This window comes from Mycobacterium colombiense (assembly GCF_001672755.1).
Taxonomy (GTDB): Bacteria; Actinomycetota; Actinomycetes; order Mycobacteriales; family Mycobacteriaceae; genus Mycobacterium; species Mycobacterium colombiense_C.
Genome location: NZ_LZKI01000010.1, coordinates 44755 through 62124 on the forward strand (window position 1 = coordinate 44755; position 17370 = coordinate 62124).

Consider the following 17370-nt stretch of genomic DNA (forward strand, 5'->3'; position numbering starts at 1 on the left):
GCCTCCCGGCCCATGCCGCGACCGTGAACCCGCGCTGGATTGCCCTGGATTGTCAGTGGCATCCACTAGGTTCATCGGACAAATGGAGAAGGTACTCGGGTCGCTCCTGCTGCTGGGTTTAGCGCTCCCTTGGTATTTCACGCAGAAGGCCACCGGCAGCCTGCCGGCGGGATGCCTCGCCGGACTCGGCGGGCTCGCCGTCGCCGTGGCGATCTTGTGGTGGCTGTCGCTGCAGCGGGACCGCTACCAGGCCGACGCGCACCGACGACGCGACCTCAAACTGTCGAAATCCGGTCTTCGGGCGATCGACCGGATGTCGGGCACCGAGTTCGAGGAATTCGTTGCGGCGCAGCTTCGCGTCGCGGGGTACAGCGTCACCCCGACCGCCAGCACCGGTGACTACGGCGTGGATCTGATCGCCAGGAAGGACGGCGCCCGCATGGCCGTCCAATGCAAGAGGCTGGCGAAGGCCGTCGGAGTGGCCGCGGTCCAGCAGGTCGTGGCCGGGGCGCTGCAGCACGGCTGTAACCGGACGGTGGTCGTGACCAACCAGACCTTCACCAAGGCGGCCCGCCGGTTGGCCGGTACCCACCATTGCCGCCTGGTGGGCCGCTCCCAGGTGCAGAGCTGGACGCGAATTCAGCCCGTCGTCGTGCCGGGTCCGCGGCGCACCCATCGGGTCGCTCCGCAGGCCAGACCGCAACGGCTGGAACCGGAGTGGGAAAGCTAGCGAGATGCCATGGGCCACGGCATGTTCGGCCGGGCCGCCATCCCTCCGTGGCGTCAGCGCCCGGTTGCGTCCTCGATCACCCGCCGCGCGATGTCGCGCAACGGGGTGTTCATGCTCTGCGACAGTTTGATCAGGGTGTTGAAGGCGGTCTGGTCGTCGAGGTCGTAGCGCTCGAGGAGAATGCCTTTGGCCTGGCCGATCATGTCGCGGGTGCTCAGGGCTTCGCGGAACTGCTGGGTGCGCACGACGTTGCTCCAGGCCAGGGCGCCCAGCGTCGCGAAGATGGCGGCGATCCGGCGCGAGTCTTCGGAGAAGGACTGCGGGCGCTCGGCGTAGAAGTTCAGCGCGCCCATGCTCAGCTCGTCGGCGAACATGGGCAGCGACAGCACGCTGCGAATCGGAGTGTGTTCGAGCGCGTCGGCCCGATACTTCGGCCAGCGCTCATCGGCTTCGAGGTCGTCGATGACGACGACCTTGCGCGTCCACGCGGCGTGGACGCAGGGTCCCTCGAGGTGGCGCTGCTGGAACTCGTCGAGCAGCCGGGCGCAGTCGTGCGTGACCGACGGGGTGCTGACCTCGTTCTGCCGGCTGGTGACGGTGATCCCCGCTTCCTGGGCGCCCGGCACCCAGCGGGCCGCCGCCCTGGTCAGGTCGTCCAGCACCTGGGGAAAGTCGCCGGCGTCGGCCGAATAGATGGCCCGCAGAACGTCGGTGAGCAGGCTGAGATCGTCAAGATTGGTCACTGAGTATCGCCCTCATGCTTCGAGACCGGTGGCAGGCATAACCCGTACCGTTCAGGAGCCTGCGGTCTCGCAAGGCGATCACTTGGAGTTTGTGACGGCGACGAATGTCAATGCTGTTTGCTCAGCATTACGGTGAGACCGATTATATCGGCCTGGTTTCGGGGGATGGCGCCCGCTACCGGTCCGGCAAATGCGTGCCCTGCGGCCGGGGCGGCCGCCTTCGGTCGATCCGTGTTGCGTGGGCGGAGTCAGGTGGTAGCGTCCGGCGCATCGGCCTGACTTTGGAGCGACGATGGTGGCAACCGAAGACTTGTGGAGCAAACCCGCGGCCCTGGCCATCCCCAAGGAAGGCTATTTCGAGCTGGAACGCGGCCGGTACGGGCCGCTGTATCCGCGCACCCCGGCCTGCTACGGCTTTTCCATCATCGCCAAGGTCAAGGAAGGCCGCGAGGAAGCCGTTCGCGCTTACGGCAAACAGATCGAAGAAGCCGTCAGGGCAAACCCGGAAGTGCTGGCACCGTTGCGGCTGCACTATCTGCGCTGGCAGCTCTTCGACGTCGGGTCGGGGCTGCACTTCCAGTACCAGGGCATCTTCGACACCGACTTCGACAAATACACCGAGGACGCGGTGCAGCTGTTCAGCCAGACCGGGATCACCACCGTCTTCACCAACCTCGAGGGCTTCCCCGAGGACTGGCGGGAGAACCCGGAGGCCTTCGTCAAGTTCGTTCGCGAGCACCAGTGCCCGAGCTTCCTGGAATACGGGGAGTACCCCTATGCCACGGCCGACGAGATCAAGAAGGGGCTGCGGCTGAAAGCCGCGTTCGGCGCCATGCTGGATCAGATGCAGTGACGCACATCGGAGCGTGCAGATGCTTGAGCTCGACGACATCCAGCACATCCTGCTGACCCGGACCCCGGCCCTGACCGGGCGTTACGAGTTTCTTTCGTTCGACGATCCGGCGGCCGGCCGGGCCTGGCTGTCCGAACTGCTGGACGTCGTGGAGTCCGCCGCGTCGGTGCGAGACACCATGGATGACACCAGGCGCTGGGTCACCCTGGGTTTCACCTGGAGCGGCCTTCGGGCGCTCGGTGTGCCGGAGGAGGCGCTCGCAACCTTCCCGGAAGAGTTCCGTCAGGGCATGGCCGCCCGGGCCGACATCCTCGGCGACACCGGACGAAACCACCCCGACAACTGGGTCGGGGGACTGGCGGGCGACGACCTGCACGCGATCGCGATTCTGTTCGCGCGAGACGACGCCGAACACGCCCGCGCCACCCGGGCGCACGACGACCTGGTGCAAAGGTGCGGCGGCGTGCGCCGGTTGTCGTACCTGGATCTGAATGCGACACCCCCGTTCAACTATGCCCACGACCATTTCGGCTTTCGGGATCGGTTGTCGCAGCCGGTGATCGAGGGATCGGGTGAGGAACCCACGCCCGGCTCGGGCGCGCCGCTGAAGGCCGGCGAGTTCATCCTCGGCTATCCCGACGAGGTCGGCCCGGTGGCCAAGTCGCCCCAGCCGGATGTGCTCTCGCGCAACGGGACCTACGCCGCGTACCGGCGACTGCACGAGCACGTGGCGTTGTTCCGCGACTACATCCGTTCGCAGGCCCGCGCGCCCGATGACGAGGAGCTGTTGGCCGCGAAATTCATGGGCCGCTGGCGCAGCGGCGCTCCCTTGGTGCTGGCGCCGGACGCCGATGACCCCGAACTGGGTGCGGACCCGATGCGCAACAACGACTTCAACTACAAGGAGATGGACCCGCTCGGCTACGCGTGTCCCCTGGGTGCCCACGCCCGGCGGCTCAACCCGCGAGACACCGCGCCCAACATGAACCGGCGACGGATGATCCGCCGCGGGGCCACCTACGGGCCGGCGCTTCCCGACGGTGCGCCCGACGACGGAGTGGACCGCGGCATCGCCGCGTTCATCATCTGCGCCAGCCTGATCCGGCAATTCGAATTCGCGCAGAACGTCTGGATCAACGACCGCACGTTCCACGAACTCGGCAACGAGCACGACCCCATCTGCGGAACACAAGACGGCACAATGGAATTCAAAGTGCCGAAGCGCCCGATTCGCCGGGTTCTCAAGGGCCTTCCAGCGTTCACGACGCTCACCGGTGGGGCGTACTTCTTCCTGCCGGGCATCAACGCCATGCGCTACCTCGCGGCGCTCGACTGACAACCGGGAACCATCATGAGCACCTTGCCCGCCGCACGCACGTACAACCAGACCCACGTGCCGCGACCGCGCACGGCCGGACGGCGCATCAGCATCTACTGGACGTGGAGCTATCCGTGGGAATCCCAGCGCGACGTCGAAGCGCTGGACAACCGGTTTTCAACGATGACCGAAGTGCGCAGAGCGGCCTGGCCGCAGTACGAGGGACCCGACTGGGATGAGGCGCACTTCCTGCAGGGCATCGCCGGCACCCTGGAACTGTTCCACCGGTCGACGCTGGCATTTCAGGAGCTGGCGGGCGACGCCACCGGCCATCCGGTCGCGGTGTTCCAGCGCATCGACCAGGCCGGCTACCAGCAGCTGATCGACGAACGGATATTGGCCGACGCCGACACCCTGATGGTGTTCGGGCTCGACCATCTCGTCGGCCAAGAGGAGGCGCGCCCCGAAGAGATCGCCGCCCTGCGCGAGTGGCTGCAACGCGATGGCACCTGCCTGCTGCTGGCGCCGCACCACGACGTCGGCTTCACCGACGACCCAGCGCAGCGCCAGGTCGAATACCTGCACCACGGGGATCCGTTGGTGCCACGACAGCAGCGGTTCACCGCCTACACGCGCTCACTGATGAAGGCGCTCGACGTTCCCGTGCGCAACGCGTGGGGATTGCGTCCCGCGCTGGTCGAGGGGACCGGCGAGATCGCCCCGCTGACCGGCTTCCGCGATCTGGACGCGCCGGGCCTGTTGAACAACGTCACGACGCTGAACTTTCACCCGCACCTGCCGCATTACGAACTCACCGCCCCGGAAAGCGACCTGCTGCGCGTCCTCGGCAGGCAACTCGTGGACCCGCAACGGCCCCATCCCTTTACCGCGGCGGGCAACAGCGAATTCAACGCGCTGGTCTGGATGCCGCCGGCCGGCAACCGGGCCGGCGACATCGTGCTCGTCGACTCCACGAATTTCACGACGCTGTTCGGCGGAACGGACAGCCTCAAGAACTTCTGGCACAACCTGGCGACGATGACGTGATGGAGACCCAGAGCGCGGACGCGTCACGCTGAATACTGAGACAACTGAGCCTTGATCAGGGCTCGACGTGCGCGGCCTCAATGTGCGCGATGTGCTCGAGTTGGCGGTCGATCGATTCGAGTTGCCCGGAAAGCGTGCGAATCTGTGCAAGCACGTCCACGCGCTGGCGAACGAGCTTGTCTCGGCTCAAGGCCAGGGTGACGCGCAGATCGTCTGACCGTGCCGGACTCACCGGCTGCGACGTGTCATTGGCGGCCATGGAGGGAGCCCTCCTTCGTAATGGGCGCCCGCTCCGCTCACGGGAGCAGGAGGCTCGCCAGGTCCCGGACGCCAACGTCCCGCCGAACCCATCTGAGTCTGTCCCGGACGCCAACGTCCCGCCGGACAACGATGACGCTACACCGAATAGTGCGCCGCTTACATGGCTGCAGCCGGGCCCGGATATCAACACGTCCGGTGTCGCGGCCGGCCAGGCTAGTTCTCCTGTCGCGAGAAGCACTGACCGTGCTGCTGCCGGTCAGGCTTTTGAATTACGAGTCGGGGTGGCGGGATTCGAACCCACGGCCTCTTCGTCCCGAACGAAGCGCGCTACCAAGCTGCGCCACACCCCGCTTGAAGCTTCGACAGCCTATCGCACCGGGCCATCGGGAGGCCAAACCGCGGTGGGGCAGGTCACTTCCAGGAGCACGATCGCTCGAACTCCACCAGCGCCTCGGCCGGGCCCGCCGGGTCCAGCCCCTGCGCCGTCACCCATTCGTCGCTGAAATAGGTGTCGCGGTAGCGGTCGCCGCTGTCGGCGAGCAGCGTGACCACCGAGCCGCTGCGGCCCTCGGCGACCATCTCGGCGAGCAGGCCGAACGCGCCCCACAGGTTGGTGCCGGTCGACGGCCCGACGCGACGGCCCAGCACGGCGCTGACGTGCCGCGCGGCCGCGATCGACGCCGCGTCCGGGACGGACACCATCCGGTCGACCACGCCGGGCAGGAACGACGGCTCCACCCGCGGCCGGCCGATGCCCTCGATGCGCGACGAGGTGGGCATCACGACGTCCTCGCGGTCCTGCGCGTAGGCGGGAAAGAACGCGGAGTTCTCCGGGTCGACGACGCACAGCCGGGTGGCGTGCCGCCGGTAGCGGATGTAGCGGCCGATCGTGGCGCTGGTTCCGCCGGTGCCCGCCCCGACCACGATCCAGTCCGGGACGGGGTAACGCTCCTCGCGCATCTGCTCGAAGATCGACTCGGCGATGTTGTTGTTGCCCCGCCAGTCGGTGGCGCGCTCGGCGTTGGTGAACTGGTCCAGGTAGTGCCCGCCCGTCTCCCTCGCGACCCGCTCGGCCTCGGCGTACACCTCGCTGGAGCTCTGCACGAAATGGCAACGGCCGCCGTGGGATTCGATCAACGCCACCTTCGACGTGCTCGTCGCCGCGGGCATCACGGCGACGAACGGCAGTCCCAGCAGCGCCGCGAAGTAGGCCTCGGACACCGCCGTCGAACCCGACGACGCCTCGACCACCGTGGTGCCCTCGTCGATCCAGCCGTTGCACAGCGCATAGAGGAACAACGAGCGGGCCAACCGGTGCTTGAGGCTGCCGGTGATGTGCGTCGTCTCGTCTTTGAGGTACAGCGCGACGTCGGCGCCCGCGCTCCATGCCGAGGGCAGCGGGTAGCGCAGCAGGTGGGTGTCGGCGCTGCGCCGGGCGTCGGCCTGGATCAGCCGGATCGCGTTGTCTGTCCAGCAGCGAGAGCGGCTGCGAACCGCGATCCGGGTCTGGTCGGTCAACGCACCGATGCTGTTGGCTGCGAACGGCTCAGGTCACTGGCCGCGTCGCGGTCGCCCATCGGGGTGGCGATCAACGTCAGCAGGGTCGCCTCCGGTCGGCAGCAGAATCGCACCGGCGCGAACGGCGAGGTGCCCATCCCGGCGGACACGTGCAACTGCATGTTGGCGCCCCAGCGCGACGGTCCCTTCGCGCGCGAGCGGTCCAGACCGCAGTTGGTCACCAGCGCGCCGTAGAACGGCAGGCACACCTGACCGCCGTGGGTGTGTCCGGCCATCACCAGCTGATAGCCGTCGGCGGCGTAGCGGTCCAGCACCCGCGGCTCGGGCGAATGGGTCAGTCCCAGCCGAAGATTCGCGGCCGGACTGGCCGGGCCCGCGATGGTTTCGTAGCGGTCGCGGTCTATGTGCGGGTCGTCCACGCCCGCGGCCGCGATGTGCAGACCCGCCACCTCGAACTCGCGTCGGGTGTGGGTGAGGTCAAGCCAGCCGCGCTCGGTGAACGCCGCCCGCAGGTCCTGCCAGGGCAGCGGTTCACCGCGAACCCGGTGCGACGGGTTGGTCACGTAGTTCATTGGGTTCTTCAGCCGCGGGCCGAAGTAGTCGTTGCTGCCGAACACGAAGACACCCGGCCGCGACAGCAGATCGCCCAGGGCCTGGATGACCGCCGGGACCGCCTTGGGGTGCGCCAGGTTGTCGCCGGTGTTGACCACCAGATCCGGTTCCCAGCCCGCCAGTTCGCGCAGCCACGCCTGTTTGCGGCGCTGGCCGGGCGTCATGTGGAGGTCGCTGACATGCAGCACCCGCAGCGGGGTCGAGCCCGGGGTGAGCACGGGCATCGTGATCTCGCGCAGGACGAACGCGTTGCGCTCGATGACCGCGGCATAGCCGAGGCCGGCCACGCTCGAAGCTAGCGTGGCGGCGCCGGCACGTATCAGGACGGGCAAAACATCAGCCATGCTGGCAGCCTACTGCCGGTCGGGGACTGGCAGCGTATCTCTTGGGTCACGGCGCCGAGCCGTACGACGATGCGGCCCGGGACTGAGGTGAGGAGGAGTGCGGCAACCGCGCCTAGGGGGGCGGCTGACCGGGTGGCGGTGGCGGTGGCGCCAGCAGCGGGATCGTGATCGGCGGCAGCCCCGGAATCTCGACGACCTGCGAGCCGACCGGCGGCGGCGCGCCTTCCGGTGGTGGCGGCGGCGCCGGCGGGATGCCGTTGCTGACCTGGATCGTGACGATCGACCCCGGAATCGTTGCGCCGCTGGGTGTCGTCCCGACCACCTCGCCCTGCTTGGCGCTGCTGTTGACGAAGTTGTTCTGGTCGGCGACCTGGAAGCCCGCCTCCTTGATGCGCTGGCGCGCCGCGTCGATATCCAGGCCGGCGACGCTGGGTACCCGGGAGCCCGGTGCACCGTCGACGTAGCGAGGGTCGGTGGGCGGCATCTGCACCGGCCCGAAATTCGTGGCGATCGGCTTCATCGCGGTGAACCACGTGCGCGCCGGCTCGTTACCGCCGTACAGGTCGCCCTCGCCGCAGTGGCGCAGCGGGGCGGAGCACAGATCGGTGGGGGTGGTGGAGTCGTCGTAGATGTAGTTGGCCGCCGCGTAGTGGTTGGTGAAGCCCACGAAGCCCGACGAGCGGTGGGCCTCGGTGGTGCCGGTCTTACCGGACACCGGCAGGTCCCAGCCCGCCGCGCTGGCCGAGCCGGCCGCCGTGCCGCCGCCCAGCGCGTCCTTGCTCATCGCGTTGGCCAGGGTGTTCGCCAGCCCCTCGGGCACCACCTGATCGCAGGTCTCGGTGGTCACCGCGATCTCGTTGCCCTTCCGGTCGACCAGCTTGTCGATCGGGTTGGGCGGGCACCAGGTGCCGCCCGAGGCGAGGGTGGCCGCGACGTTGGACAGCTCCAGCGCGTTCACCTCGATCGGGCCCAGCGTGAACGAGCCGATGTTCTGCCGTTTGACGAAGTCGGCCAGGCTCTCGTTGCTGTCGGGGTTGTAGTCGCGGGCGGTGCCCGGGTCGGCGTAGGACCGGAGCCCGAGTTTGATCGCCATGTCCACCGTGCGCGTCACGCCGACCTGCTGGATCAGCTTGGCGAACGCGGTATTGGGCGAGGTGGCCAGCGCGTCGGTGACGTTCATCGACCCGCGGTAGTTGCCGGCGTTGACCACGCACCAGTTGTCCTTGGGGCAGCCCTTGGCTCCACCGCTACCCATGCCCTTGGCCTGGAAGCGGCCCGGCACCTCGAGGGTGGCGTTGGTGCCCATGCCCATGTCCAGGGCCGCGGCCGTGGTGAAGATTTTGAAGACGGATCCCGCGCCGTCGCCGACCAGCGAGAAGGGCTGCGGGCGCATGGTTTGACCCGCGTCGACGTCGAGCCCGTAGGTGCGGTTGCTGGCCATGGCCATCACCTTGTGCGACGTCTTGCCGGGCTGGATCACGCTCATCACGCTCGAAATACCCGGCAGCGTCGGGCTGGCGAACTTGTCGATGGCCGTCTTGACCGGGATCTGCACGTCCGGGTCCAGCGTCGTCTTGATCAGGTAGCCTCCCCGGGCCACCTGTTCCTTACTGATGCCGGCTCGGGACAGGTACTCCTGGACGTAGTCGCAGAAGAACGCGCGGTCGCCTGCCGCGATGCAACCGCGGGGCAGCTCGTTGGGCTGCGGCAGGATGCCCAGCGGCGCCGCCTTCGCGGCGCGCAGCGCCTCCTCCTCCTGCGGGATGTTCTCGATCATGGTGTCCAGCACCAAGTTTCGCCGTGCCAGCGCGCCATCGGGGTTGATGTACGGGTTGAGCGCACTGGTCGACTGCACCATGCCCGCCAGCAGGGCCGCCTGTTGCCAGTTCAGGTCGGACGCGTTGATGCCGAAGTACGTCTGGGCGGCGTCCTGCACGCCGAACGATCCGTTGCCGAACGAGACCAGGTTCAGATACCGGGTCAGGATCTCGGGTTTGGTGAAGGTCTTGTCCAGCGTCAGCGCCATGCGGATCTCGCGCAGCTTGCGGGCCGGGGTGGTTTCGACCGCCGCGCGCTTCTCGGCGTCGGTCTTCGCGGTGACCAGCAGTTGGTAGTTCTTGATGTACTGCTGCTCGATGGTCGAGCCGCCGCGGGTGTCGACGTCGCCGCGGGCATAGCCGGCCAGACCGGTCAGGGTCCCTTTCCAGTCCACCCCGTTGTGGTCGGCGAACCGCTTGTCCTCGATGGAGACGATCGCCAGCTTCATCGTGTTGGCGATCTTGTCGCTGGGCACCTCGAACCGGCGCTGCGAATACAGCCAGGCGATGGTGTTGCCCTTGGTGTCGACCATCGTCGAGACGGCCGGCACGTCGCCCTCGAGAAGCTGAGCCGAGCCGTTGGCGACCACTTCCGACGCGCGATTGGACACCAGTCCTATTCCGCCGGCGAAGGGGAACAGGAGAGCCGTCGCGACGACGCTGGCCAACACGCAGAGCCCCGCAAGCTTGAGGATCGTGAGCGCGGCCGGGGGGCGGTCTGACATGGGTACTACAGTAGCGGGCCCCAGTCACGCCACCACGCTGCGCGTTCTCCGAAAAATTTCGTCATCTCAAGACCGGCGCCGACGGGCGCGAATTTCGAATTGCGGCACAGGTCAGACGGGCTAAGGCGTGTCCAAGATCACTTCCTCGCCGATCTTTTGGTACGAGGCTGGACGCCCGTCCCAAAAAAAGCGTTATCGGACTGTTGCGCAATTGGCACCTGACCACCTAACTTAGACACACGGTGAGATTCAGGTAACACCGAAGTACACAGTGTGGCGTAGATCGCGAGACGGGATCTGCACCCCAAGGAGGGCGGCCGTGACGGGCGGCCGGTAGGGAAAGGGAACAGTTCGTGTCACCAATACGGCCGGCGGCGCGTAGGACAAACATTGCAGCCGCACAAGGGGTACTCCGCAGTGTCGATGCCGAAGAACGGATCGCCTGGGTCTCGAGGGCGCTATGTCGGACCACCGATCCCGACGAACTGTTTGTCCGCGGCGCGGCCCAGCGTAAGGCGGCAGTGATCTGCCGGCATTGCCCGGTGATGCAGGAGTGCGGGGCAGACGCGCTGGACAACAAGGTCGAGTTCGGGGTCTGGGGCGGCATGACCGAGCGGCAGCGCCGCGCCCTGCTCAAGCAGCACCCCGAGGTGGTTTCCTGGGCGGACTTCTTCGACAAGAGGCGGACCCGCAGCGTCGGCTGACCCTTCGCCGCGCCGACGGGTCACCCCGCCGATTGGTGGACGGTAGGTCTGACCGGCCCGCCGCTCGTGATTACGTTTCTGTTAAGGCAGGCCGGACCGCGGAGTTGAAAGTGATTCAGCGAGCCGCTGCCCGGCCGTCGCCGACCGAAGTGATCTGATCGGCCAGCGCGCGGAGCGCCTCGAGATCCGAGACATCGAACGGCAGCGACGGAACGCCGATGACCGGCACGTGCGGATTGGCGCCGGTGAACCGGGAGAGCAATCTGATCTCCCGCTTGGCGGTCTGCGCCCGGTCGGCGTGAATCTTCAGCACCGCCGAGGCCAGCGACGCCGCCTCGCAGTCGGCGTCGTGGTCCAGCATTTCGCTGCCGTCGATCGCCCGCTCGGCCGGCAGGGAGCACAGCGGCGGATGGGTGCGGTTGAGGACCAGCCCGGCGAGCGGCATCCCTTCCTGCGACAGCCGGTCGACGAAGAACGCCGCCTCGCGCAGCGCGTCCGGCTCGGCCGCCGACACCACAACGAACTGCGTCCCACGCCTTTTCAGCAGCGCATAGGTGCGATCGGCCTTCTCGCGGAAGCCGCCGAAGGTCGCGTCCAGCGACTGCACGAACGCCGCGGCGTCGCCGAGCATCTGTGAACCCAGGATTGTCGACATCGCCTTCATCGCCAAACCCATTGCGCCGGTGACCAACCGCCCGATGCCCCGGCCCGGCGCCAGCAGCAGCCGCCACAGCCGGCTGTCCATGAAGCTGCCCAGCCGTTTGGGCGCGTCCAGGAAGTCCAGCGCGTTGCGCGACGGCGGGGTATCGACCACCACCAGGTCCCAGCGATCCTCGGCCAGCAGCTGGCCCAGCTTCTCCATCGCCATGTACTCCTGCGTGCCGGCGAGTGAACTGGCGACCGTTTGATAAAACTGGTTATCCAGAATCGCTTGTGCCCGACCGGGTCCGGAGTACTGGATCACCATCTCGTCGAAGGTGCGACGCATGTCGAGCATCATCGCGTGCAGCTCGCCGGGAACCTCCGCCGCCAGCGGGACTCGCTGCGGCGTGTTGCCGAGGTCGCTGACTCCCAGCGCCTGGGCCAGCCGTTGGCCGGATCGATCGTCAAAACGCAGACGTTGCGCCCGTACTCGGCGGCGCGCAGCGCGATCGCGGCCGCGGTGGTGGTCTTGCCCACCCCGCCCGCGCCGCAGCACACCACGACGCGGTTGGTGGTGTCGGCCAGGATGGCGGCCATATCAAGCTGTTTGGGCGTGACGCTCATCGAACACCCTGCTGTGCAAGCGATTCCGACAGTTCGTAGAGGCTACCGAGGTCGACACCGTCGGAAATGGCCGGTAATTCCAGTCGCGCCACCTTCAACGCATCGAGCTGTTGCGCGATCTCGGCGCGGGTGGCGACGACGGTGGCATGCTCGATGGTCTCCGTCAGCAGGCCCGCGAAGTCCTTGTCGGTCAAGCTGATTCCAGACTTTTCCAATCCGGCCCGCACCGAGTCCGCATCGACGTCGCCCTCGGCGGCCTTCGCCAGATCCGCCGGTTGCAAGTAAGTGGGGATGTTGCGGTTGACGATGACGCTGCCGATCGGCAGCTGCATCTCGGCAAGCTCCTCGATGGCTTCCAGTGTCTCCTGCACCGGCAACGCCTCCAGCAGGGTGACTAAGTGAATGGCCGTCTGCTCGGAGTGCAGGAGCTTCACCACGCCGTCGGCCTGCGAATGCACCGGCCCACCCTTGGCCAAATCGGACACCGCCTTGGTGACATCCAGGAAGCGCGCGATCCGTCCGGTCGGCGGGGCGTCGACGACGATCGCGTCGTAAACCGGGAGCCGATTCTTGTCGACCCGGATCACCGTCTCCTTGATCTTGCCGGTCAACAGCACGTCACGCAGACCCGGCGCGATCGTCGTCGCGAACTCGATCGCGCCGATGCGGCGCATCGCGCGGCCCGCAATGCCCAGGTTGTAGAACATGTCGAGGTATTCCAGGAACGCGGCCTCGATGTCGATCGCCAGGGCGTTGACCTGACCGCCGCGTTCGGCGGTCGCGATCTTGACCTCCTGATACGGCAGGGGCGGGACGTCGAAGAGTTGCGCAATCCCTTGGCGGCCCTCGACTTCCACCAGCAGCACCTTGCGGCCCCCGGCGGCCAGGGTGAGCGCCAGCGCGGCCGCGACGGTCGACTTGCCCGTGCCGCCCTTGCCGGTCACGAAATGTAAACGGGCCTTCGTCAAGCGCGCAGGCCAGCCGACGGCAGCTCCGCCGCCCAATGTGGTTGCCACCTTCGCATGCTAGCCCGACGGGCCCTTGGGCTGGCCGGAGCGGTTCACCTGCGACCGATAAGCTCGCGGCATGAGCCAACCGACCGCATGGGAATACGTCACGGTTCCGCTGCTGACGCATGCCACCAAACAGATCCTCGACCAGTGGGGCGCCGACGGCTGGGAGTTGGTGTCGGTGCTGCCGGGGCCGACCGGCGAGCAGCACGTCGCGTATCTCAAGCGCCCCAAGTAGAGGGTCGCATCCGATGAGTGCTTCGGCCCGGCTCGGGCAGCTCGGCCTCGCGCTGCCGGAGGTGGTTGCGCCGCTGGCGTCCTACGTACCGGCGGTGCGCACCGGAAACCTCGTCTACACCGCGGGCCAGCTCCCGATGCGGGACGGCAAGCTGTTGGCCACCGGCAAGGTCGGCGCCGGCATCAGCCCGGATGAGGGCAAAGCGATGGCGCGGATCTGTGCGCTCAACGCGCTGGCGGCCGTCAATTCGCTGGTGGGTATCGACGAGGTGGCCCGGGTGGTGAAGGTGGTCGGATTCGTCGCCTCGGCCCCGGGATTCAACGGCCAGCCCAGCGTCATCAATGGGGCCTCCGAGCTGCTCGCCGAGGTGTTCGGCGAGCGGGGCGCGCATGCCCGCTCGGCGGTCGGCGTCTCCGAGCTGCCACTGGATGCGCCGGTGGAAGTGGAGCTGGTCGTCGAGGTCGGCTGACACCGTGACCAAGGCCGCCGAGCCGCTGACCCATCCCGCGTACGCCAAGTTGCGGCCGGTCACCGAGACCGCGTCTGTCCTGCTGGCCGATAACCCCGGGCTGCTCACGCTCGAGGGCACCAACACCTGGGTGCTGCGCGGCCCGCGCAGCGACGAGCTGGTCATCGTGGACCCCGGACCCGACGACGACGAGCACATCGCACGGGTGGCCGCGCTCGGCCGTATCGCCCTGGTCTTGATCAGCCACCGGCACAGCGATCACACCGACGGCATCGACAAGCTGGTCGAGCGCACCGGCGCGACCGTCCGCTCGGCGGGCAGCGGTTTTCTGCGCGGCCTGGGCGGCGAGCTGACCGACGGCGAGGTGATCGATGCCGCCGGCCTCAAGATCAAGGTCATGGCGACCCCCGGCCACACCGCCGATTCGCTGTCCTTCCTGATAGACGACGCCGTGTTGACCGCCGACACCGTCCTGGGCCGCGGCACGGCAGTCCTCGACAAGGAGGACGGCAGCCTGACGGACTACCTGGAATCGCTGCGGCGGCTGCGCGGCCTGGGCCCGCGGACGGTGCTGCCCGGCCATGGCCCGGACCTGACCGATCTGGAAAGCGTCGCGCAGGGCTACCTCGAGCACCGGCGGGAGCGACTGGATCAGGTGCGATCGGCGGTGCGGGAGCTGGGGGAGGACGCCAGCGCCCGGCGGATCGTCGAGCACGTCTATGTCGACGTCGACGAGAAGCTGTGGGACGCCGCCGAGTGGTCGGTGCAGGTGCAGCTGAATCACCTGCGCTCGGAGCCGTCGGCGTAACTGCGTTCGCACAGGTCACTATCGCCCCACGGATCCCGGGTCGGGTGGGATACGGTGCTGCCGAAACTCGCTAGCGCCGGCGCTTGCGCGTTGTGAAGTCGCTTCATGGGACGCACGGCGGTGCCCATGTGACTGGTGCGGCAAAGGCCGGCCGAACGGTCCGGCGGGCCCGCGCTTTTACCGAGCTCGGCGCGCCAGCCGCTCGGAGTCCGAGATCAGCACGCTCTTGCCCTCCAGGCGGATCCAGCCGCGGTGGGCGAAGTCGGCCAGCGCCTTGTTCACCGTCTCGCGGGACGCCCCGACCAGCTGCGCGATCTCCTCCTGCGTCAGGTCGTGGGTGACCCGCATGGCGCCGCCCTCCTGGGTGCCGAACCGCTGGGCGAGCTGCAGCAGCTGCTTGGCCACCCGGCCGGGCACGTCGGTGAAGATCAGGTCGGCCAGGTTGTTGTTGGTGCGGCGCAGCCGTCGGGCCAGCACCCGCAGCAACTGCTCGGCGATCTCGGGACGATCGGCGATCCACGCGCGCAGCGCGTCGCGGTCCATGGACACCGCGCGCACCTCGGTGATGGTGGTGGCGCTGGACGTCCGCGGACCCGGGTCGAAGATCGACAGCTCGCCGAACATGTCCGAGGGGCCCATGATCGTCAGCAGGTTCTCGCGTCCGTCGGGCGAGCGGCGACCGATCTTCACCTTCCCCGAGACGATGATGTACAGCCGATCGCCGGGTTCCCCCTCGGCGAAGACCGTGTGTCCGCGGGGGAAGTCGACGGGTTGCAGCTGCTTGGTCAGCGCTGTGACTGCGCCGGGTTCAACCCCTTGGAAGATTCCTGCCCTTGCCAGGATCTCGTCCACGTTGCCTCTTCAACTTTCCCAAAAAATTAATGTGATACGGGCAGGCTAACCCCTTGCTCGCGTGACGAGTCTAGAGGAACGCCGTTGTGTCCAACGTGCCAACGCTACACACGATTGGCGTGTCGAGGTGCCCTAAACTGCGGATTGACAGGCGAATGGCCGCGGATCCGGGTCGGCAAGGTCATCTCATCGCGGTCGACGAAGCTGACGGCAAACGACGGCGCGGCGTGACGCGGTCCGCCGCCGCGCCCGTTGGCCGGGGCCTCGGACAGCTGCGCAAGCTCGCGCCGATGCAGGTATTCCAACGCCTCGGGCATGCCCTCGGAGGCCAGCGTGTGCATGTCCACACCGCCGGCAAGCTCCAGGAATTCGTCGACGTCGGCCACCGCCAAGGCGCCTGGGGCGAGCTCGGACTCGAGCCGCCCAAGGCCCAGCGCCGCCAGCATCAGCAGCGCCGGAATACCGGCCACCAGCAACCACGACACACGAAGAGTAAACATCGCCTGGTGTCAACTCGGGGTCTCGGCGAGATCACGAAATCAGTACTCTGTCGTAGGTGACAGCGGCTAAGTCGTCCGGGCGTTCGAAATCGACTCCGGCCTCGCCCGGCGGCGGCGATGCCCGACGCTGGTCCGAGGAAACTCGAGTCGGCCTGGTGCGGCGGGCGCGGCGCATGAATCGTGCTCTGGCACAAGCATTTCCGGACGCTCACTGCGAGCTGGACTTCACCACGCCGCTCGAATTGACGGTCGCCACAATCCTTTCGGCGCAGAGCACCGATAAGCGGGTCAATCTGACGACACCGGCACTGTTCAAGCGGTACCCGTCGGCGCTGGATTACGCCCAGGCGGACCGCGCCGAGCTGGAAAACCTGATCCGGCCGACCGGGTTCTTCCGCAACAAGGCTTCCTCGCTGATCGGTCTGGGGCAGGCCCTGGTCGAACGCTTCGACGGCGACGTGCCGTCGACCATGGCCGAATTGGTCACCCTGCCCGGGGTCGGACGCAAGACGGCCAACGTCATTCTGGGAAACGCCTTCGGCGTCCCCGGCATCACGGTCGACACCCATTTCACGCGGCTGGTGCACCGGTGGCGATGGACCGAGGACAAGGATGCGGTCAAGATCGAGCACTCCGTCGGTGAGCTCATCGAACGCGGTGAGTGGACCATGCTGAGCCACCGGGTGATCTTCCACGGCCGCCGGGTCTGCCACGCGCGCAAACCGGCATGCGGCGTCTGCCTGATCGCCAAAGACTGCCCCTCTTTCGGCCTCGGCCCCACCGAACCGGCGTTGGCCGCTCCCCTGGTGAAGGGCCCGGAAACCGAGCACCTGCTCGCGCTGGCCGGGCTGTAAGCCGGCCCGCGACCGACGCGCAGGGACCGCAATGCCGACGTTGACCCGGAAGGCTCGCTGGCACATCGCGATTCTGGCGGTGGTCGCGGCGCTGATCGTGGCGCTGGTCGCCCAGCTGCGCGACGACTCCGCCTCGACGCCGAGGCCCGCGAGCGATCAGCCGGCGGCCGACCGGGAACACCGCGACGCCGACACGGCCGCCGCGTTGGCAGGTCCGCGGCAGCGCGCCGACCTGCCGCCATGCCCCGGCGCCGGAACTGGCGACGGTCCCGCCGCGCTGCGCGGGGTGACGGCCGACTGCGCCGCCGACGGCTCCCTGGTCGACGTCGCCCGCGCGCTGGCCGGGCGCCGGGTGGTCCTCAACCTGTGGGCATATTGGTGCGCGCCGTGCGCGGCCGAACTGCCCGCGATGGCCGAGTATCAACGTCGGGCCGGTTCGGACGTGACGGTGGTGACGGTGCATCAAGACGAGAACGAGACCGCGGCGCTGCTGCGGCTGGCCGAGCTCGGGGTGCGGCTGCCGACCCTGCAGGACGGTCGTCGCCGGGTCGCAGCCGCGCTGCGGGTGGTAAATGTGATGCCCGCGACGGTGGTCCTGCGGCCGGACGGTAGCGTTGCCCAAACGCTGCCACGAGCTTTCACCACTGCCGATGAGATCGCGGCCGCGATCGGCAACGACAGGGGATAAGCGGAAAAATTGA

Annotated in this window: 18 protein-coding genes, 1 tRNA gene and 1 pseudogene; 10 read left to right on the forward strand and 10 right to left on the reverse strand. The window is 67.7% G+C overall.

The window, feature by feature from the left end; translation table 11 throughout:
- Positions 1–82: 82 nt before the first annotated feature.
- Entirely contained in the window at positions 83–730 is a 648-nt protein-coding gene (locus tag A5708_RS01905) for a restriction endonuclease (RefSeq protein WP_065027004.1), read from the forward strand.
- A gap of 53 nt (positions 731–783) precedes the next feature.
- On the opposite strand, the gene A5708_RS01910 is transcribed toward A5708_RS01905, so the two are convergent.
- Positions 784–1473 (reverse strand): GAF and ANTAR domain-containing protein, encoded by a 690-nt coding sequence (locus A5708_RS01910; protein ID WP_065027005.1) that lies wholly within the window; start codon positions 1471–1473, stop codon positions 784–786.
- Positions 1474–1765: 292 nt separating this feature from the next.
- Here A5708_RS01910 and A5708_RS01915 point away from each other — a divergent pair, with 292 nt between their 5' ends.
- From A5708_RS01915 to A5708_RS01925, 3 genes are read left to right on the forward strand one after another with little or no spacing between them, the layout of a single operon-like run.
- Positions 1766–2326, forward strand: coding sequence for a hypothetical protein (locus A5708_RS01915; RefSeq protein ID WP_065027006.1), 561 nt, complete (start codon positions 1766–1768; stop codon positions 2324–2326).
- 19 nt (positions 2327–2345) lie between these two features.
- Positions 2346–3662: a Dyp-type peroxidase gene (locus A5708_RS01920; RefSeq protein ID WP_065027041.1), complete on the forward strand. Its 1317-nt coding sequence runs from the start codon at positions 2346–2348 to the stop codon at positions 3660–3662.
- Positions 3663–3677: 15 nt separating this feature from the next.
- The gene (locus A5708_RS01925; protein WP_065027007.1) at positions 3678–4691 is read left to right on the forward strand and encodes a hypothetical protein; all 1014 of its coding nucleotides are present in this window, start codon (positions 3678–3680) and stop codon (positions 4689–4691) included.
- Positions 4692–4746: 55 nt separating this feature from the next.
- On the opposite strand, the gene A5708_RS01930 is transcribed toward A5708_RS01925, so the two are convergent.
- The 5 genes from A5708_RS01930 to ponA2 form a co-directional block, all read right to left on the reverse strand.
- On the reverse strand, positions 4747–4950 hold the full coding sequence (locus A5708_RS01930; protein ID WP_065027008.1) for a hypothetical protein: 204 nt from the start codon (positions 4948–4950) through the stop codon (positions 4747–4749).
- 278 nt (positions 4951–5228) lie between these two features.
- Positions 5229–5302 (reverse strand) — tRNA-Pro (locus A5708_RS01935).
- A gap of 61 nt (positions 5303–5363) precedes the next feature.
- Positions 5364–6470, reverse strand: a complete 1107-nt coding sequence (locus tag A5708_RS01940) for a PLP-dependent cysteine synthase family protein (RefSeq protein WP_065027009.1) — start codon at positions 6468–6470, stop codon at positions 5364–5366.
- Positions 6467–7426, reverse strand: a complete 960-nt coding sequence (locus tag A5708_RS01945; RefSeq protein WP_065027010.1) for a metallophosphoesterase — start codon at positions 7424–7426, stop codon at positions 6467–6469. The genes A5708_RS01940 and A5708_RS01945 overlap by 4 nt, the downstream gene beginning before the upstream one ends.
- Before the next feature lie 112 nt (positions 7427–7538).
- Positions 7539–9968 carry a transglycosylase/D,D-transpeptidase PonA2 gene (gene ponA2, locus A5708_RS01950; protein ID WP_065027011.1) on the reverse strand — a complete coding sequence of 810 codons (2430 nt, stop codon included), beginning with the start codon at positions 9966–9968 and terminating at the stop codon, positions 7539–7541.
- A 353-nt stretch (positions 9969–10321) separates the two neighbouring features.
- Between ponA2 and A5708_RS01955 the strand changes: the two genes are divergently transcribed.
- The gene (locus tag A5708_RS01955) at positions 10322–10672 is read left to right on the forward strand and encodes a WhiB family transcriptional regulator (RefSeq protein WP_065027012.1); all 351 of its coding nucleotides are present in this window, start codon (positions 10322–10324) and stop codon (positions 10670–10672) included.
- A 115-nt stretch (positions 10673–10787) separates the two neighbouring features.
- Here A5708_RS01955 and A5708_RS01960 read toward each other — a convergent pair.
- Positions 10788–11938: pseudogene (locus A5708_RS01960) on the reverse strand (ArsA family ATPase).
- Entirely contained in the window at positions 11935–12954 is a 1020-nt protein-coding gene (locus tag A5708_RS01965; protein ID WP_065027013.1) for an ArsA family ATPase, read from the reverse strand. Before A5708_RS01965 ends, A5708_RS01960 begins: the two are co-directional and overlap by 4 nt.
- Before the next feature lie 70 nt (positions 12955–13024).
- On the opposite strand from A5708_RS01965, the gene A5708_RS26585 reads away from it, so the two are divergent.
- From A5708_RS26585 to A5708_RS01975, 3 genes are read left to right on the forward strand one after another with little or no spacing between them, the layout of a single operon-like run.
- Positions 13025–13186, forward strand: a complete 162-nt coding sequence (locus tag A5708_RS26585) for a DUF4177 domain-containing protein (RefSeq protein WP_007166633.1) — start codon at positions 13025–13027, stop codon at positions 13184–13186.
- Positions 13187–13199: 13 nt separating this feature from the next.
- Positions 13200–13655: a RidA family protein gene (locus A5708_RS01970; RefSeq protein WP_065027014.1), complete on the forward strand. Its 456-nt coding sequence runs from the start codon at positions 13200–13202 to the stop codon at positions 13653–13655.
- 4 nt (positions 13656–13659) lie between these two features.
- Positions 13660–14463 carry an MBL fold metallo-hydrolase gene (locus A5708_RS01975; protein ID WP_065027015.1) on the forward strand — a complete coding sequence of 268 codons (804 nt, stop codon included), beginning with the start codon at positions 13660–13662 and terminating at the stop codon, positions 14461–14463.
- Positions 14464–14640: 177 nt separating this feature from the next.
- Here the strand turns inward: A5708_RS01975 and crp are convergent, their stop codons facing one another.
- Together crp and A5708_RS01985 are read right to left on the reverse strand one after the other, a co-directional pair.
- A complete protein-coding gene (gene crp / locus A5708_RS01980) occupies positions 14641–15315 on the reverse strand; it encodes a cAMP-activated global transcriptional regulator CRP (RefSeq protein WP_036465140.1) in 675 nt (224 codons plus the stop codon).
- A 104-nt stretch (positions 15316–15419) separates the two neighbouring features.
- Positions 15420–15815, reverse strand: coding sequence for a hypothetical protein (locus tag A5708_RS01985; RefSeq protein ID WP_231117789.1), 396 nt, complete (start codon positions 15813–15815; stop codon positions 15420–15422).
- A 173-nt stretch (positions 15816–15988) separates the two neighbouring features.
- Between A5708_RS01985 and nth the strand changes: the two genes are divergently transcribed.
- Positions 15989–16669, forward strand: coding sequence for an endonuclease III (gene nth, locus A5708_RS01990; RefSeq protein WP_065027017.1), 681 nt, complete (start codon positions 15989–15991; stop codon positions 16667–16669).
- Positions 16670–16700: 31 nt separating this feature from the next.
- Positions 16701–17357 carry a TlpA family protein disulfide reductase gene (locus A5708_RS01995; protein ID WP_065027018.1) on the forward strand — a complete coding sequence of 219 codons (657 nt, stop codon included), beginning with the start codon at positions 16701–16703 and terminating at the stop codon, positions 17355–17357.
- Positions 17358–17370 lie beyond the last annotated feature (13 nt).

Bases quoted from the DNA above. Each gene is read 5' to 3' on its own strand.
- A5708_RS01970 (WP_065027014.1), top strand. From the start codon at position 13,200: ATGAGTGCTTCGGCCCGGCTCGGGCAGCTCGGCCTCGCGCTGCCGGAG.
- A5708_RS26585 (WP_007166633.1), top strand. From the start codon at position 13,025: ATGAGCCAACCGACCGCATGGGAATACGTCACGGTTCCGCTGCTGACG.
- A5708_RS01925 (WP_065027007.1), top strand. From the start codon at position 3,678: ATGAGCACCTTGCCCGCCGCACGCACGTACAACCAGACCCACGTGCCG.
- nth (WP_065027017.1), top strand. From the start codon at position 15,989: ATGAATCGTGCTCTGGCACAAGCATTTCCGGACGCTCACTGCGAGCTG.
- A5708_RS01995 (WP_065027018.1), top strand. From the start codon at position 16,701: ATGCCGACGTTGACCCGGAAGGCTCGCTGGCACATCGCGATTCTGGCG.
- A5708_RS01930 (WP_065027008.1), bottom strand. From the start codon at position 4,950: ATGGCCGCCAATGACACGTCGCAGCCGGTGAGTCCGGCACGGTCAGAC.
- A5708_RS01920 (WP_065027041.1), top strand. From the start codon at position 2,346: ATGCTTGAGCTCGACGACATCCAGCACATCCTGCTGACCCGGACCCCG.
- A5708_RS01905 (WP_065027004.1), top strand. From the start codon at position 83: ATGGAGAAGGTACTCGGGTCGCTCCTGCTGCTGGGTTTAGCGCTCCCT.
- A5708_RS01915 (WP_065027006.1), top strand. From the start codon at position 1,766: ATGGTGGCAACCGAAGACTTGTGGAGCAAACCCGCGGCCCTGGCCATC.
- A5708_RS01945 (WP_065027010.1), bottom strand. From the start codon at position 7,426: ATGGCTGATGTTTTGCCCGTCCTGATACGTGCCGGCGCCGCCACGCTA.
- ponA2 (WP_065027011.1), bottom strand. From the start codon at position 9,968: ATGTCAGACCGCCCCCCGGCCGCGCTCACGATCCTCAAGCTTGCGGGG.
- A5708_RS01985 (WP_231117789.1), bottom strand. From the start codon at position 15,815: ATGTTTACTCTTCGTGTGTCGTGGTTGCTGGTGGCCGGTATTCCGGCG.